The following is a 14,740-nucleotide window of genomic DNA, read 5'->3' on the forward strand; positions in this document are numbered from 1 at the left end:
GATACGATCTAGACACTCGCATCCTCGCAGGTCAGCGGCACCTTTCTGCTGTCAGGGCGTCAGCCCGACCAATTCCGCTGAATAACCGGGGCTAAACGAAACCCACTAGCTAGGCCATGCAGAGCCGCCGCTGCCGAGGCTCGAAGATCTCGCGGCGAACCGCGCTGAGCGAGGACGAGCGCCTCGATGCCCTTGGCCGACTGCTGACCGATGCGGGGATACCGAAACGTCTCCTTGTCGCGGAGTCATCGTGCTCCTCTACGCGCAGCCCGTGAGCCGCATCGTTCGGATGGCCTGCCCTCAGGGCCTGCCCTGCCCAGCGTCGTTCTGAGGGCTGGCCCCTTCCCGGTGTACGGGCAGCAGCAGGGTGAATGTGGTGGGTGCGCCGCCTGCCAGGACGAGGCGCCCGCCGAGGGAGACGGCGAGATCGTGGGCGAGGGCGAGGCCGATGCCTGTGCCTGCGCTGTCGCTGGAGAGGCCGCGTTCGAACAGCCGTTCGCCGTCGCCGTCCACCGTGCCTTCGTCGGCGACGTCGAAGGCGAGGGCGTCGTCGAGGTCCCGGACGGTGACGCGCACGGTTCCGTGTCCGTGGACGCGCGCGTTGTCCAGCAGTACGTGGAGGATCTCGGCGACGGGCCCGCCCGGGACGCGGACGTCGTCCGGTACGTCCTCGGCGGCGAAACCCAGCCGCCGGCCGTCGCGGGCGAAGAGCCCGTGCCACCGCCTCTCGGTCTGTGCCACGAGTTCCCCCAGAGGCCGGTCCGGCGCGGCAGGTCGGGGCAGGCCGGCGGAGCGCGACAGCCGGAGCACCTCCTCCACGGTCTCGTGCAGCCGGCGGGTGGCGGCCAGGGCTTCCTGAAGCGCGGGGCGGGTGTCCCCCTGCGCGAGTCCGGCCTCCAGGGTGAGCTGCAGGCCGGTGAGCGGGGTGCGCAGCTGGTGGGAGGCGTTGGCGCTGAAGTTCCGCTCGTGGCATAGGAGTTCGGACAGGCTGTGCAGCATGTCGTTGTGCGTGCGGGCGACCTGGTCGACCTCGGCGATGGCGCTGGGCGCGGCCCGCGCGGTCAGATTGCCCGCGGCGACGGCCCGGCAGTGACGCGAGAGGTCTTCCAGGGGCGCGGCGAGCACACGCGCCTGCCGACGGGCGACGAGGACGGCGACGGTGAGTGCGACCACCGCCGCACCCGCCAGGGCCGCCCAGCCGACGAGCACGCGGTTGCGTACGTCCTGTGCGGGTGAGGAGGCACGGACGGCCCCGATGACCTGCTCGGCATGGGAGACGGGCACGGTGGCGACGAGCTCGTCGTCCGTCGTCGACCGGGACACTCTGGCACCGAGCCCCCGGCGGACCGTGTCGTCGCCGGTCCGTGGTCCGGTGCCCGCGCGCAGCCGCAGCTGCGGGTCGTACAGGCCGAGGCGCTGCCCCGGTGCGGTCGCGGGCAGCTCCGGCGGGTCACCGGTCAGGTAGTCCGGGTTCACGCGGACGGCTGCGGCCAGGGCCGCCCGTTCCAGCGCGTCCCGCTGGTCGGCGTACAGGGAGGACCTGATGGCGAGAGCCAGGGGGACGGCGAGGAGGACGAGGGCAACTAGGACGGCGGTAAGGGCCACCCGCTCCACACGCTGTCTCATGCCTTCATCATGCGGGTCGTCCACCAGGCCGTACGAAACCCGGCCCACGGTTTTACCGTCGTCTAACCGTCGGCGCGCGGGCCGTTAACCGGGCCGCTCCTAGCGTCTGGGACGTGACCGTCCGGTCCCAGGCGCCTTCTGGAGGGAAGCGACCATGACACGTGTACGGACGTCCGCCATCGTGGGGCTGGTGTTCTGCGCGGCGTTGACCGCCGGGTGTTCCGGATCGGGGTCCGGGTCCGGCTCGGGTACGACGTCGGACAATCCGGCCTCGACCCCGGACAAGACGTCGTCGACCGGTTCGGCGCCGAACGCCGCGGCGCCTACCGAGTCCAATCCGCCCGGCGACATCCCCGACAACCAGGCGTTCGTCGCCTACCGGCCGTCCGGCGGCTTCACCGGTTTCACGGTGAAGGTGCCCGAGGGCTGGGCCCGGACGACGAACGGCGCGACGACCGTGTTCACGGACAAGCTGAACCGCATCCAGATCTCCGCCGCGACCGCCACGACCGCGCCCACCGAAGGCTCGGTCACCAACACCGTCGTTCCTCAACTGCACGGCCAGGTGTCGAAGTTCGCGAACCCGAAGGTGAGCGTGGTGCAGCGCAGGGCGGGCACCGCCGTGCTGCTGACCTACCAGGGCGACTCCGCCGCGGACCCGGTCACTGGCAAGGTCGTGCGGGACGCGTTCGAGCGGTACGCCTTCTACCGGCAGGGCCACGAGGTGGACCTCATCCTGTCCGGTCCGGTGAACGCCGACAACGTGGACCCGTGGCGCATCGTCAGCGACTCCTTCGGCTGGCGGTGAGCGCGATGCCCGTACGGTCGTACGACGACGCCCTTACGGCCCGCGAGCTGTACCGCTTCTTCCGGGCCGGCGAGGAGGAGACGCTCGCGCTGCGCGGTGTGTCGCTGCGGGTGGCGCGCGGCGAGACGGTCGCCGTGGTCGGTCCGTCCGGGGCCGGCAAGTCCACGCTGCTGTCCTGTCTGGCCGGGCTCGACGAGCCGTCGGGCGGCGAGGTGCATGTGGACGGCGTCCGCATCAGCCACCGGTCCGAGACCGAGCGCGCTCGGCTGCGGGCCCGGCACATCGGCGTTCTGCTGCAGACCCGCAATCTGCTGCCCCATCTGAGCGTGCGCGACAACGTGCGCCTCGCGCAGGGCGCCCTCCGTGGCCGGCCCGCCGCCTCTGCCGAGCGGCTGCTGGACCAGGTGGGGCTGGGGGAGCGCCGGCATGCGCTGCCCCGGCAGCTGTCCGGCGGGGAGCTGGCCCGCGCCGGGCTGGCTGTCGCGCTGGCCAACTCGCCCGCGGTGTTGCTCGCGGACGAGCCGACCGGCGAACTCGACGGCGGCACCGAGCAGCTGGTCCTGCAGATGCTGCGCGATCGGGCGGAGGACGGCTGCGCGGTGCTCGTCGTCACGCACAGCGCGGAGGCGGTACGGATCGCGGACCGGGTGATCAGGCTGGACGACGGGCGGGCGACGCAGGTCGCCGAGAACGGGGCGGACTTCTGCGACACGGGCCTTCAGGAGGTGCGCGGTGTCTCCGGATGACGTGTTGATCGCTTGCCAGGACGCCGCACTCACCTTCGGCCGGGGCCCGAACGCGGTCGTGGCTGTACACGGGGCGGCGCTGCGGATCCGCAGCGGGGACCGGATCGCGATCGTAGGGCGCTCGGGGTCGGGCAAGTCGTCCCTGCTGCATCTGCTGGCCGGACTCGAACGGCCCACCAGCGGCACGGTGGCCTGGCCCGGACTGACCGGGCCGCGGGACATCGGGCTGGTCTTCCAGAGTGACAGCCTGATCCCGGCTCTCGACGTCGTGGAGAACACCGCGCTGCCGCTGGTGCTCAGCGGGGTGCCCGAGGACCGGGCACGCGAGGCTGCCCTGGTCGCGCTTGCCCGGGTGGACGCGGCCGATCTGGCCGACCGGCTGCCGGAGGAGATCTCCGGCGGCCAGGCCCAACGCGTGGCCGCAGCCCGGGTGTTGGCGCAGGCCCCGCGGGTGATCCTGGCCGACGAGCCCACGGGGCGGCTGGACCACGCGACCGGCGGCCGGGTCCTGGACGCGCTCCTGAGGGCGGCCGACGGGACGGGTGCGGCCCTCGTCGTCACCACACACGATCCGGCCGTCGCCGCACGCCTCACCGCGCGGCGGACGATGCGCGAGGGCCGGTTGCTGCCGGCCGACGGCACCGCCACCGAGCCGGCAGAGCAGACCACAGTCAGTCCCCGGGAGCACTCATGATCACCTCATGGGCGGGCGGCCTCGTCCGTCACCGCACCGGGCGCCTCCTCGCCGCCATGGCCGGGATCGCGCTCGCCATCGCCCTTGTCGCCGCGCTCGGCTCGTTCCTGACCGCGTCCAAGGCGACCATGACACAGCGGGCGGTGCGTTCGGTCGCCGTGGACTGGCAGGTCGAGGTGCAGACCGGCGCCGACCCGAACGCGGCCCTGTCACTGGTCCGCAAGACACCGGGCGTACGCTCCGCCGTCCCGGTCAGCCTCGCGCACAGCAGCGGTTTCACGGCCACCGTGCAGGGCAGCACCCAGACCACGGGCCCCGGCATGGTCCTCGGCCTCCCCGACGGCTACCAGACCCTTTTCCCGGGCGAGATCCGCTCGCTCACCGGCCGCCCCACCGGCGTGCTGCTGGCCCAGCAGACCGCCTCGAACCTGCACGCGGCCCCAGGCACCACGGTCGGCATCCGGCTGCCCGGGACGATCGGCGTGCGCCAGGTCCGCGTGGACGGGGTCATCGACCTCCCGCAGGCCGACTCGCTGTTCCAGAAGGTCGGCGCGCCCACCCAGTCACAGCCCACCGCGCCACCCGACAACGTGCTGCTCCTGCCCGCCGCGCAGTTGGCCTCGCTGACGGGGGGCGCCACCTCCCTCACCACGCAGATCCACGTCGCCCGCGGCGCCGCGCTGCCCCACGACCCGGCCGCCGCGTTCACCTCGGTGACCCGCGCAGCCCACAACCTGGAGGCCCTGGGCACGGGTTCGGTGCTCGTGGGCGACAATCTGGGGGCCGCGCTCGACTCCGCCCGCCAGGACGCCCTGTACGCGCAGATCCTCTTCCTCTTCCTCGGCGTGCCCGGCGCGGTGCTCGCTGCTTCGCTGACCGCCGCGGTCGCGGGCGCCGGCGGTGAACGGCGCCGCCAGGAACAGGCGTTGCTGCGGCTGCGCGGCCTCCGACCCCGGCAGATCGTGTCCCTGGCGAGCCTGGAGGCGGCGCTCGTCGGCGTCGTCGGCGGGCTTGCCGGCCTCGGTCTCGCGGCGCTGACCGGCTGGCTCGCCTTCGGGGCGGCCTCGTTCGGCGCGAGCGCCGGCACATGGATCGTCTGGTACGTCGCCGCGTTCGTCCTCGGTGCGGCGGTTGCCGCAGGCGCGGTGCTCGTCCCCGCCGTGCGCGACCTGCGCACCGTGACGGTCGCCGACACCCGCAGGACCGCGCACCGCACTGGTTCGCCCTGGTGGATGCGGACCGGTCTGGACTTCATGCTGCTGGTCGGCTCATGGCTGGTCTTCCGTGCCTCGTCCGGCAACCAGTACGCACTCGTCCTCGCCCCCGAAGGCGTGCCGAACATCTCCGTGTCCTACTGGGCGTTCCTGGGTCCGGCGCTGCTGTGGACCGGGGCTGCTCTGCTGCTGTGGCGGCTCACGCTCCTGGCCCTCACCCGCGGCCGCCCGGTGCTGGCCCGGCTCGCGCGTCCGCTGACGTCGGCGCTCGCCGGGACGACAGCGGCCGTCCTCGCCCGGCGCAGCCGCCCGCTAGCCCGCTCGATCGTGTTGCTGGCACTCGCCGTGTCATTCGCCGTGTCTACGTCGGTCTTCAACTCCACATACCAGCAGCAGGCGGAAGTGGACGCACGCCTGACCAACGGCGCCGACGTCACCGTCACCGAGCCCCCGGGAGCACAGACGCCTCCCGGTGCCGCGGCGTCCCTCACAGTCCCCGGCGCCCGCCACGTCGAGCCGCTCCAGCACCGGTTCGCCTACGTCGGCTCCGATCTCCAGGACCTGTACGGCGTGCGCCCGGACTCGATCGCCTCGGTGACCCCGCTGCAGGACGCGTACTTCTCGGGAGGCACCGCGCGGCAGCTCATGCGGCGGCTCGCCCAGCGTCCCGACAACCTGCTGGTCAGCGCGGAGACGGTGAGTGACTTCCAGCTCTCCCCGGGCGACACCGTCAATCTGCGCATCCAGGACGCGAAGACCAAGGCGCTGCGCACGGTGCCGTTCCACTACGCCGGAATCGTCAAGGAGTTCCCGACCGCGCCGAAGGACAGCTTCTTCGTCGCCAACGCCTCCTACATCGCGAAGGCGACCGGCAGTGACGCGGTCGGCGCCTTCCTGGTCGACACCGGCGGCGCACACCAGAAGGCCGTGGCCGCGCACCTGCGCAAGCGGCTGGGCACGCGTGCCACCGTCACCGACCTCACCCAGACACGGGGCACCGTTGGCACCAGCCTGACCTCGGTCGACCTGGCCGGTCTGACCCGGATCGAGTTGGCCTTCGCGGTGCTCCTCGCCGCCGGAGCCGGCGGTCTGGTCCTCGCACTGGGGCTCGCCGAGCGCCGCCGTACCTTCGCGATCACCACGGTGCTGGGTGCCACACGCCGGCATCTGCGCGGCATGGTGCTCACCGAGGCGGTCGTGCTGACGGCGGGCGGCCTCGCGGGCGGCGCGCTGATCGGCTGGGCGCTGTCCGAGATGCTGGTCAAGGTCCTCACCGGCGTCTTCGACCCACCGCCGGACGCCCTCGCGGTGCCGGGCGGCTATCTGACGTTGACCGCGGCTGCAGCCGTGGCCGCTGTGCTCGCCGCCGCCCTCAACGGCGTGTGGCGGGCCCGGCGCCCCGCCGTCGAGGAACTGCGCGACCTGTGACCACGCCGAACGGCGCACCGGCCCGTATGCTGCCGAACGTGCGTACGCCCCCAGCATCAGCCCCCGGCCGTTTCGGCGTCCTCGTCGTGGAGGACGACAGCACCATCGGCCGCCACCTGGAGACGGGGCTGCGCAGCAACGGCTACGCACCTGCCTGGAGCCGTACCGGCGTGGGCGCGCTCACACAGGCATCCCAGGGGTCCTACGACGTGCTGCTCCTGGACCTCGGCCTGCCCGACATGGACGGCCTCGACGTCGCCCGCACCCTGCGTGCCCGCTTCCCGGACCTGCTGATTGTCATCCTGACCGCCCGCACCGACGACATCGACGTCATCGCGGGTCTGGACGCGGGAGCCGACGACTACCTCGTCAAACCCTTCAGCCTGACCGTGCTGCTCGCCCGGCTCCGCGCCCATCTGCGTCGCCGGTCGGCCGCCTCCCCGCCGCCGGGGCCAGTGCCGCTCGGCGACCTGGTCCTGGACGAGGCGGGCCGCCGCTGCACCCTGCACGGCACGGACGTCCCGCTGCGGCCCAAGGAGTTCGAGTTGCTCACCCTACTGGGCCGGCACGCGGGCGAGGCCGTGGCGCGCGAGACGCTGATGGCACAGGTATGGGACGAGAACTGGTTCGGCTCCACCAAGACCCTCGACGTCACGATGGCCGGGCTGCGCCGCCGCCTCGCCAAAGCGGCGGACTCCTCCCCACGCCCGGTCCGGCTGCCGCTGATCACCACCCTGCGCGGGCACGGCTACCGGCTCGAGGACAGCTGACGGGCCCGTACGGCATCCGCCGGCCGGGCTGCGTCCGACGCCATACGTCTGCGGTGCTCATCACAGGCGGCCGGATCGACCAGCAACTGGGGAAGATCACCGGGGCCTTGACCCCGAATCCTGGACAGGGAGGCTACTGGGCCCGCAGTTGACACCGGAAGGGCTGTTCGCCGCGCCGTTCAGCTGCTACGGCCCCGGCGTTGATGCGGCCGCCCCCGGTGTCGCGGTCCCGTCGTGCGCGCCGCAGGGCGGATACGCGGCCCTCGACGGCACCACCACGGCCTCGGCCCATGTCGCGGGCCTCGCCGCCCTCGTCCTCGCCCACCACGAGGACTTCCACGGCCAACTGCTGCCCCGCGGGCCAGGCCGGGTGCAGCACCTCTTCGAGATCATCGCCGCCAGCTGCCGACAGCTCGCCGCCCACGGCACGGTGGAGGCCGCCCGCGTCGGACGCGGCCTGCCCGACGCCCTCGTCGCCCTCGGCCTGGCCCCCGGGGTGCAGCTCGCCCCGGCCCCGTCGCCCTACGCGGCGTCGATGCCCGGGTAGGTCTCTACCCGCGCAAGCCGAACGGCACCGCACCCACCTTGAGAAAGCGGGTGCGGTGCCGTTCGGCTTGCAGGCCGGCCCGAGAAGAGCATCGAGCGTGAGCAGTGCGACCGACCGGGTGTTCAGGGGTCCGGAAACGGATCGCCCCTCTCGCCGTCCAGGCCGGCGCGGCGCAGGTCGTCGGTGAGGGTGAGGTTGTCGGCGTGCTGCTCCAGGGTCTTCAGTAGCAGGCGGGTAAGGTCGGCATTGGGCCAGGCGCCGACGGGGATGGGCCCCATGAGGTAGCCGTTGATCCACAGCCGGGCCAGCGTCTGGGTGACTGCATCGCGTAGTACCGAGAAGCAGGCCAGGTCTGCGGAGGATTCGAACCCGCTGGCTCCAGGGCAAGACAGTCCACGAGCTGCCAGGCCCGGGCGAAGACCTCGTCGGCGTCGAGGCCTCCTCGTCGCGGTGGCGCACTGGTGAAGAGTCTCCCGTACGCGCTCCACATCGTCCGGGCAGCAAACCAGCCGCGCCCGGAAACGTGGAGTTTGGCGAGCAGGACGTCGATATCCTCCACCGTCCGCAGCCGCATCACACTGCTGCGGCTGCGGATGGTCCCGCACCGGCCGCGTAAAGCCGCGACGGCCCGCCCCGGCCCAGCACTCCTGATTCAGCGACCGGTCAGAACGTCGCCCCACGGCAGTGGACTTGTATCGCGATGGCGGGCGAACACCCGCCCGGTGGGGTCGCTGCCAGTGACGAGGGTGAGAGCGGGCGGCCGGTGTGCGGTTCGGTGGTCAGGCGGCGGCCCCGCCCGGCCGGGCTGGGGCCGCGGGGGAGTGGGATCAGGATGAACCAGCCGGGGGCTCCTCCGATTCCTCGGCGGTGGCTTCAGCTTCCTCAGCTGCGGGGGTTCGAGCCCCGCCGAGCCGGGCGGGCCTTTGGTGTCAGCGGCCGTGTTAGAGGCTGGATGAGGAGCAGGGCGATGTCGTCGTTGCGGGGGGCGGACCGTTGGGCGTGGTGGATGAGGGTGTCAGCGAGGGCGTCCAGGGTCTGACCCCGGGCCTGTGCGAGCTGGGCGGCGAGGTCGGCGGTGGCGTCATCGAGGTCGATGCCGGGGGTTTCGACGAGTCCATCGGTGTACAGGGCGAGCACGGCCCCGGGCGGTAGGGGGATGTTGGTCTCCGGGTATTCGGCGGCGGGGTCAATGCCGAGCAGGAGCCCGGGTGTCAGCGGGAGGATCTCGGTGTGTAGGTCGGGGTGGCGCAGGAGTGGGGGCGGGTGGCCGGCGGTGGCCAGGCAGGCGCGGTGGCGTGCCAGGTCGAGCTGGACGTAGAGGCAGCTGGTGAACAGGCCGGGGTCGAGGTCGGTGAGCAGGCGGTTGGTGCGGGCGAGGACTTGGCCGGGCGATGCGCCGGCGGTGGCGTGGACGGCGGTGCGGACCTGCCCCATGAGGGCGGCGGCGTTCACGTTGTGGCCTTGGACGTCGCCGATTGCTGCGGCGGCGAGGTCGGTGTCGAGATGAATGAGGTCGTAGAAGTCGCCGCCGACGTCGATGCCGTGAGCGGTGGGGAGGTAGCGGGTGGCCACGTCCAGGCCGAGGACGTGGGGCAGTGCTTGGGGTAGCAGGCTGGTTTGCAAGCTGTGGGCGAGAGCCTGATTGGCGTCGTAGAGGCGGGCGCGGTCCAGAGTCTGGGCGATCAGCCCGGCGGTCGAGGTGAGGACAGCTCGTTCCTCGGGCGTGAAGGGATGCGGTCGGTCGTACGCGAGGACCAGCGAGCCGACGGGGCGGCCGGAGGTGATCAGGGGCAGGAAGGCCCAGGCGGCCTTGTTGTCCTGCAGGACGGCGGGGGGATAGGCGCGCTTGAGGTCCGCGAAGGTGGCGTAGAAGCTGGGGACGCCGCTGGTCAGGACACGCACGGCAGGGGTGTCCGAGGCCAGGGGGGTGCCGTCGAAGCGGTCCATGAGTTCGGCGGTGTAGCCGCGGTAACCGATCATCCGCAGCCGGCCTTCCTCGGCGATCATCAGGGCGAGGGCTTGGGCCTCGAAGGCGGTCGGGATCAGGTCAGCGATCCGGTCGATCACGTCCATGACCCCGACGGCCTCGGTCAGCGTGGCGGCGAGGTGCATCAGGTGGTGGTGGGCGGTCGACCGGCCCGGTGCGGCCGGCGGTGCGGGGTGCAGAACCTCTGACGTCTCCGAGGCAGGGGGCGGGGAGGCCGGGGCGATGCGGACGCTGATGCCGGAGACGTCCGGGTAGAGGTGGAAGGACAGCCACTGGTCCGGTGGGCGCAGGGCGGTGAAGGAGGTGGCCTGCTGGCTGAGCACCGCGGCCCGGTAGCGGTCTTCGACGACTGGGTTGTCCAGCCATGGCAGGACCTGCCGGGGCATGACGCCCAGCAGGTCGACGGCGCTGGCGCCGAGGAGGCCGGCGGCGGTGGTTGTGATGAAGGTGATCCGGCCGTCAAGGTCCAAGGTGCAGCATCCTGCGGGCAGGCGCTCGGCGAAGTCCGCCGCTGCCGCCTCCTGGGTTGGCCCGCGAGCGCGGGCACGCAGGGGGGCCAGGACCTGCGGCTCGGAGCCGGGCAGCAGCGGGTGGCCGCTGTCGGCGGCCTGCCGCAGCAGAAGGCCCATGCGGCGGCAGGAGGCGCGGACCGCGTTGCGTTCGTGCCGGGTCAGCGGCGATGGATGCGAGCTGGGCCACCGCGCCACCAGGGCGCCCCAAGCGGTGGTGTCGGTGGTGATCGGGGCAGCGGCCGCCGAGAAGGGGTAGGGCAGCGCGAGCGCCATCTGCGGATAGTGCCGAGCCATCTCCTCCTGGCCGCCTATCCACACCAGACGCCGCTCGCGCACGGCGTCGGACGCCGGGGTGCGGGCCGCCAGCGGCACCTGCGTCCAGTGCGCGGCGATCTGCCGGGGAACCCCCCTCAGCACCGCCAGCCGCAGCACCCGCTCGCCCGGCAGCAGCAGGTATACGAGGCCCCCACAGGCGCCTGTCTCCCGCATGAACTGGTCCAAAGCGGCGCCGAGTAGATGCGCGCCGGAGCCTGTGCCAGTGCCGAAGCCGGCAAGGTCCGGCATGCTCTCACCCTCCCGAGTGGTACCAGACGAGGATCCCTCCAGGCGCCTGAAGCGACTTCGGGCCGCCTCCGCGCTGATGCCCAGGTAAGCGCCGATCTGCGACCAGCTGGCCCCGGTTCGTCGGTCCGCCAACACGGCACAGCGCACCAGCTGCCCGGCCAGCCCGGGCACCTCCGCCACCGCGGCAACATGGCAGCCCTCCGCTCCTCGCCCCGGGCGCGAGTCGCTGGCCTGCTGGGTTGCGGCCTGCACCTGCGTGAGGAGATCCGCTTCCGCGAACACCAGCGCCTGCCGTGCCTCCGCCGCAGCCTGCCAGCGACGCCTGGCTCGCCAGGCCGCCTGCCGATGCGCCTGACGGCAATACCGCCGACCCGGGCCTGCCGACTCTGGCAGTGGAGCTTCGCACCAGCCACACCGATCGTCGCCCATATACCGATCGTCGCCCATATAGGGAAAATATGCTCTGCTGCCGTGACGACGTGCTACACACGTCCACCGGGGCGGTGGCGGCTGTACCTATACGTCGGCAGGCATACGTACCGGAAGTAGCGCCGTCACGTTCTCCGGCTTCTTGACTTCGCCATCAGCGCCATTCGTGCAGGTCCCAGACGGTGCCCGGCACGTCGCCGAGCGCGGTGTGGGCGTCGAGCAGGGCGCGGGCCTGGCCGTACGACAGCCGGACCAGGCCGGTGTCCGGGCAGACGTCGCGCGGGCTGACGACCTTGCCGGGGCCGGGCCTTCGGTGGGTGACGAACACCGGCCCGCGCGTGCGGTCAGCCGGGGCAGCAGGCGGGCGGTCAGCTGGTGCGTGCCGAGGCGGTCGGGCAGGTGGCGGACGTAGGCGCGCAAGGCCTGGAGCACGAGCGGATGGGGCACGGCGGACTCCCGGGTGAGGGGCGCAGCAATCTGGCCGCGCGGGGCGGCGGGGGTGGCAGGCTGGTCCGAGGAGCCACGGCGAGAGGAGCCTTTGGTGCAGGCGGCGGTGTCCGGTCAGGAGTCAGGGCCGGTGGTGTATCTGCTGGTCGGGCTGACCGGGGCGGGCAAGACCACGTACGCGAAGCAGTGGCTGGTGCCGGCCGGGGCGGTGCGGCTGTCCGTGGACGAGCGGGTCCACGAGAGGCGCGGCCGCTACGGCGTCGACTATCCGGAGCGGGAGTATTTCTCTCTGGAGGCCCCGGTGGTTGCCGAGGTCCGCGAGGAGCTGGTCGGTCTGTTCACTGCCGGGCGGGACGTCGTGCTGGACCACGGTCTGTGGCTGCGCTCGGACCGTGCGGAATGGAAGAAGCTCGTGGCCAGGCGGGCGGCCGCCCGAGGCTGCTGTACTTTCCCGTCGACCGCGCGTAACTCCTCCCAAGGCCTAATCGAGTCGCGTATTCCGTGGCCGGTGAGGGCCCGCGGGCCCATTCGGCAGGCCAGGCGGAGTCTGGTGAAGTCTTCATGGCTCTGACAGGTCCAGCTCTGCGCACGTGCGGCAGGGGCACCGCTCAGGTGCACCGCTGGAAGCTCGGTGCACCTGAGCAAGCTGCCGCGCAGCGTCCGGGGACGGCGATTGTTCCCCCGGATCCCCGCCCGCGCCAGCATCCTGCGGCCAGGTCAAACCTGGGTCGGCGATGTCACGCCAGCACCGGACCGGAGGACACCCGAACAGTGCATACACACTCAAAACAGCTCACGACCCATGCGAGACCCCACCGCGGCGATCACAGTGACCGCGGCAAGGGCAACCATCACCGTCCGAATGCGCTCCGCCAAGGGCGGCCTAGTCGCGCTACAGGTGCTGTTCCCCAGCCAGTACGCACGCAGTAGGGCCACGCCATATGGCACCGAGGCGTCACGATTGCTCTTCACGCTCACTACAACGCGCGATCAAGAAAGCAGACACACAAACAGTGACCATCATCACGCAGAGTGAGTCTCTTGCGGCCCGTCGCGTCGCAGTGAAGAGCCGCAAGACCTCGACTCGGTGCGAGCATGTGCAGACCTTCAAGGGGTTCCACCGGTTCCCACAGGCCTGAGCAAGGCGCCCACCTCCTACCCGCAGTGGCTTGCCGCGCCTTCGCGTACCGGTCCGAGGACGGGCAGGAGGTCACCGGGGTGGTCGTTCTGGGACTCCCGGAAGGCATGCGGCTCCTGGCGGGCCTTGAGCCGGAGGCGCAACGCGCAGGCGTCGTCGGTGAACGGAAAACACAACCGGAGGAGAACGCATGAGCTGGTTCTCCTCCGGCCGCACGGAAGGAGCGCTGACGGTCGGCGTCTGTGATCGCCTTACCGGGGTTCAGCCCTCTTATTCACTCTCGGCTTGCTCACCTCCGCCCTCGGCTTGCTCACCCTCGGCCGTCGGCGCCTCCGCTTCGGCTGCCGACTGCTCACCCTCGGCCGGCGCCGCCTCCGGCTCTGCAGCCTCGCCGGCCGCGGCGGTTTCCGTCTCGGGCGCCTCCTCGGGCGTCTCGGGCGCCTCCGGCGTCTCGGGCGTCTCGGGCGTCTCTGCTTCGCTCGGGGCTGTCTCGGGTTCCTGGGGTGCCTGCTCAGCGTCGCTCACGCGTTCACCTCCTCTCGCCATGCGCAGTCGGAGACCTGACGTCGGTCGACTCGGAGTCGACAAGATCCAAACGAGACACATCGATGCGCCTTTTACGGTTTTCGTCCTATTCCTTGAGGGGTGTGGATGTCAACGAATCCCAGGACAGAGGCGGGCGTCGTGACCGCGACGCGGGCATCCGGCCGCTGCGGCGTCACCGCAGCGCGCGGACGAGGGGAATTAGCGGACGAGGTGAATTACGTAAGGGACACGCCGACCAGGACGCCTCGACGGGCGGCCGGCTGCGATCCCCTACCCTCGGCGCCGTGGCACTGACAGACGGAACGTACCGGCTCGGCCCCTCGACTGCTCGTCTCCTGATCAGGACAGGCCGTGCCGGGCTGGGCCGCAGGGCGGGGCACGACCTCACGATCGAGGCTGCCCGATGGTCCGGGGAGGTGGTACTGGTCGTCGGCGACCCGGACAGGTCGTCGGTGGAGGTGACGATCGAGACGGGCTCGTTGAAGGTCCTGGAGGGAACGGGCGGGCTGAAGGCACTCACCGATACCGACCGGGCCGAGATCAAGCGGACGCTGGAGGGCAAGGATCTGCTGCACACCGCAGAACACCCCACGATCACCTTCCGTTCCACCCGCGTCACGGGAACACCGCAGTCCTTCGAGATCGCCGGGGACCTCACGATCAAGGGCAGAACACGTCCGGTGACAGTGCACGGGCAGGGGAACGGAGGCAGAGTGTTTCGCGGCTGGGCGACCATCACGCAGTCCACGTGGGGAATCAAGCCGTACACCGCGTTCTTGGGCGCCCTGCGGCTGGCCGACGCGGTCCGAGTGGAGTGCGAGGTGGCCCGCCTCGAACCGGTGGACGGGCCTCGGTGACCGCTACTGGAGGGTCTCGGCGAGCGTCGGGGCCGCGCCCACGGTCCGGAGGCACTGCCTCCTGCGGGGGTGAGGCCGCACGCGGCTGAGTCCCGGATCAGGTCTGTCCGCCCGCCTCACAGCTCACCCCGGCCTGGGGCAGGGGACAGTCGGCAGATTCACGGGTGGGCCCCCCGTGTGAATGATGCCGGGCTCGCCGCGTCGATCGCCGGCAAGCCATTGGCTGGTCGTGTCCGTGGCCGCGTGGATGAGGTGCTCGGTCTGCCGGAAGTCGATGGGGAGGATTTCGGCCTCAAACCGCGGCGCCGTGCGTACGGCCGTTGCCGACCTCATGCCTAATGGGATTCATCGGGCCGTGAGAGAGACTACGGTCCGTAGCCGCCAGCAGGTGAGCACTCTTCATGCCGGAGCCATTCGAGCTCTGTGG

General features: G+C 71.5%; 12 protein-coding genes and 1 pseudogene. 8 read left to right on the forward strand and 5 right to left on the reverse strand.

Features of this window, described 5'->3' with window-relative positions; all coding sequences use genetic code 11:
- Window positions 1-300 precede the first annotated feature (300 nt).
- On the reverse strand, window positions 301-1,626 hold the full coding sequence (locus tag ABZ818_RS40015; protein WP_361426464.1) for a HAMP domain-containing sensor histidine kinase: 1,326 nt from the start codon (window positions 1,624-1,626) through the stop codon (window positions 301-303).
- A gap of 154 nt (window positions 1,627-1,780) precedes the next feature.
- Between ABZ818_RS40015 and ABZ818_RS40020 the strand changes: the two genes are divergently transcribed.
- The 6 genes from ABZ818_RS40020 (at window position 1,781) to ABZ818_RS40045 (ending at window position 7,833) form a co-directional block, all read left to right on the forward strand.
- Window positions 1,781-2,434 (forward strand): hypothetical protein, encoded by a 654-nt coding sequence (locus ABZ818_RS40020; protein ID WP_361426467.1) that lies wholly within the window; start codon window positions 1,781-1,783, stop codon window positions 2,432-2,434.
- Window positions 2,435-2,439: 5 nt separating this feature from the next.
- Window positions 2,440-3,180 (forward strand): ABC transporter ATP-binding protein, encoded by a 741-nt coding sequence (locus tag ABZ818_RS40025; protein WP_361426494.1) that lies wholly within the window; start codon window positions 2,440-2,442, stop codon window positions 3,178-3,180.
- Complete coding sequence (locus ABZ818_RS40030) at window positions 3,167-3,874, forward strand: ATP-binding cassette domain-containing protein (protein ID WP_361426470.1); 708 nt, start codon at window positions 3,167-3,169, stop codon at window positions 3,872-3,874. The genes ABZ818_RS40025 and ABZ818_RS40030 overlap by 14 nt, the downstream gene beginning before the upstream one ends.
- On the forward strand, window positions 3,871-6,516 hold the full coding sequence (locus tag ABZ818_RS40035; protein WP_361426473.1) for an FtsX-like permease family protein: 2,646 nt from the start codon (window positions 3,871-3,873) through the stop codon (window positions 6,514-6,516). Before ABZ818_RS40030 ends, ABZ818_RS40035 begins: the two co-directional genes overlap by 4 nt.
- 26 nt (window positions 6,517-6,542) lie before the next feature.
- Complete coding sequence (locus ABZ818_RS40040) at window positions 6,543-7,286, forward strand: response regulator transcription factor (RefSeq protein ID WP_361426497.1); 744 nt, start codon at window positions 6,543-6,545, stop codon at window positions 7,284-7,286.
- Window positions 7,287-7,434: 148 nt separating this feature from the next.
- Entirely contained in the window at window positions 7,435-7,833 is a 399-nt protein-coding gene (locus ABZ818_RS40045; protein WP_361426476.1) for a S8 family serine peptidase, read from the forward strand.
- Window positions 7,834-7,955: 122 nt separating this feature from the next.
- Here the strand turns inward: ABZ818_RS40045 and ABZ818_RS40050 are convergent, their stop codons facing one another.
- From ABZ818_RS40050 to ABZ818_RS40060, 3 genes and pseudogenes are all read right to left on the reverse strand, one after another.
- On the reverse strand, window positions 7,956-8,111 hold the full coding sequence (locus tag ABZ818_RS40050; protein WP_361426479.1) for a hypothetical protein: 156 nt from the start codon (window positions 8,109-8,111) through the stop codon (window positions 7,956-7,958).
- A gap of 604 nt (window positions 8,112-8,715) precedes the next feature.
- Window positions 8,716-10,896 (reverse strand): SpoIIE family protein phosphatase, encoded by a 2,181-nt coding sequence (locus ABZ818_RS40055; RefSeq protein WP_361426482.1) that lies wholly within the window; start codon window positions 10,894-10,896, stop codon window positions 8,716-8,718.
- A gap of 586 nt (window positions 10,897-11,482) precedes the next feature.
- Window positions 11,483-11,694: pseudogene (locus tag ABZ818_RS40060) on the reverse strand (site-specific integrase); the annotation flags it as partial.
- A 172-nt stretch (window positions 11,695-11,866) separates the two neighbouring features.
- Between ABZ818_RS40060 and ABZ818_RS40065 the strand changes: the two are divergent.
- Window positions 11,867-12,343, forward strand: coding sequence for an AAA family ATPase (locus tag ABZ818_RS40065; RefSeq protein WP_361426485.1), 477 nt, complete (start codon window positions 11,867-11,869; stop codon window positions 12,341-12,343).
- An 837-nt stretch (window positions 12,344-13,180) separates the two neighbouring features.
- Here ABZ818_RS40065 and ABZ818_RS40070 read toward each other — a convergent pair.
- Window positions 13,181-13,435: a hypothetical protein gene (locus ABZ818_RS40070; protein WP_361426488.1), complete on the reverse strand. Its 255-nt coding sequence runs from the start codon at window positions 13,433-13,435 to the stop codon at window positions 13,181-13,183.
- A 305-nt stretch (window positions 13,436-13,740) separates the two neighbouring features.
- Between ABZ818_RS40070 and ABZ818_RS40075 the strand changes: the two genes are divergently transcribed.
- Window positions 13,741-14,313, forward strand: a complete 573-nt coding sequence (locus ABZ818_RS40075; protein WP_361426491.1) for a YceI family protein — start codon at window positions 13,741-13,743, stop codon at window positions 14,311-14,313.
- Window positions 14,314-14,740: the final 427 nt, after the last annotated feature.

The sequence above is a fragment of the Streptomyces sp. NPDC047453 genome (genome assembly GCF_040643155.1).
GTDB lineage: Bacteria > Actinomycetota > Actinomycetes > Streptomycetales > Streptomycetaceae > Streptomyces.

Coding starts and splice junctions, on each gene's coding strand:
- ABZ818_RS40055 (WP_361426482.1), bottom strand. CDS start 10,896: ATGCCGGACCTTGCCGGCTTCGGCACTGGCACAGGCTCCGGCGCGCAT.
- ABZ818_RS40015 (WP_361426464.1), bottom strand. CDS start 1,626: ATGAGACAGCGTGTGGAGCGGGTGGCCCTTACCGCCGTCCTAGTTGCC.
- ABZ818_RS40025 (WP_361426494.1), top strand. CDS start 2,440: ATGCCCGTACGGTCGTACGACGACGCCCTTACGGCCCGCGAGCTGTAC.
- ABZ818_RS40020 (WP_361426467.1), top strand. CDS start 1,781: ATGACACGTGTACGGACGTCCGCCATCGTGGGGCTGGTGTTCTGCGCG.
- ABZ818_RS40040 (WP_361426497.1), top strand. CDS start 6,543: ATGCTGCCGAACGTGCGTACGCCCCCAGCATCAGCCCCCGGCCGTTTC.
- ABZ818_RS40050 (WP_361426479.1), bottom strand. CDS start 8,111: ATGGGGCCCATCCCCGTCGGCGCCTGGCCCAATGCCGACCTTACCCGC.
- ABZ818_RS40035 (WP_361426473.1), top strand. CDS start 3,871: ATGATCACCTCATGGGCGGGCGGCCTCGTCCGTCACCGCACCGGGCGC.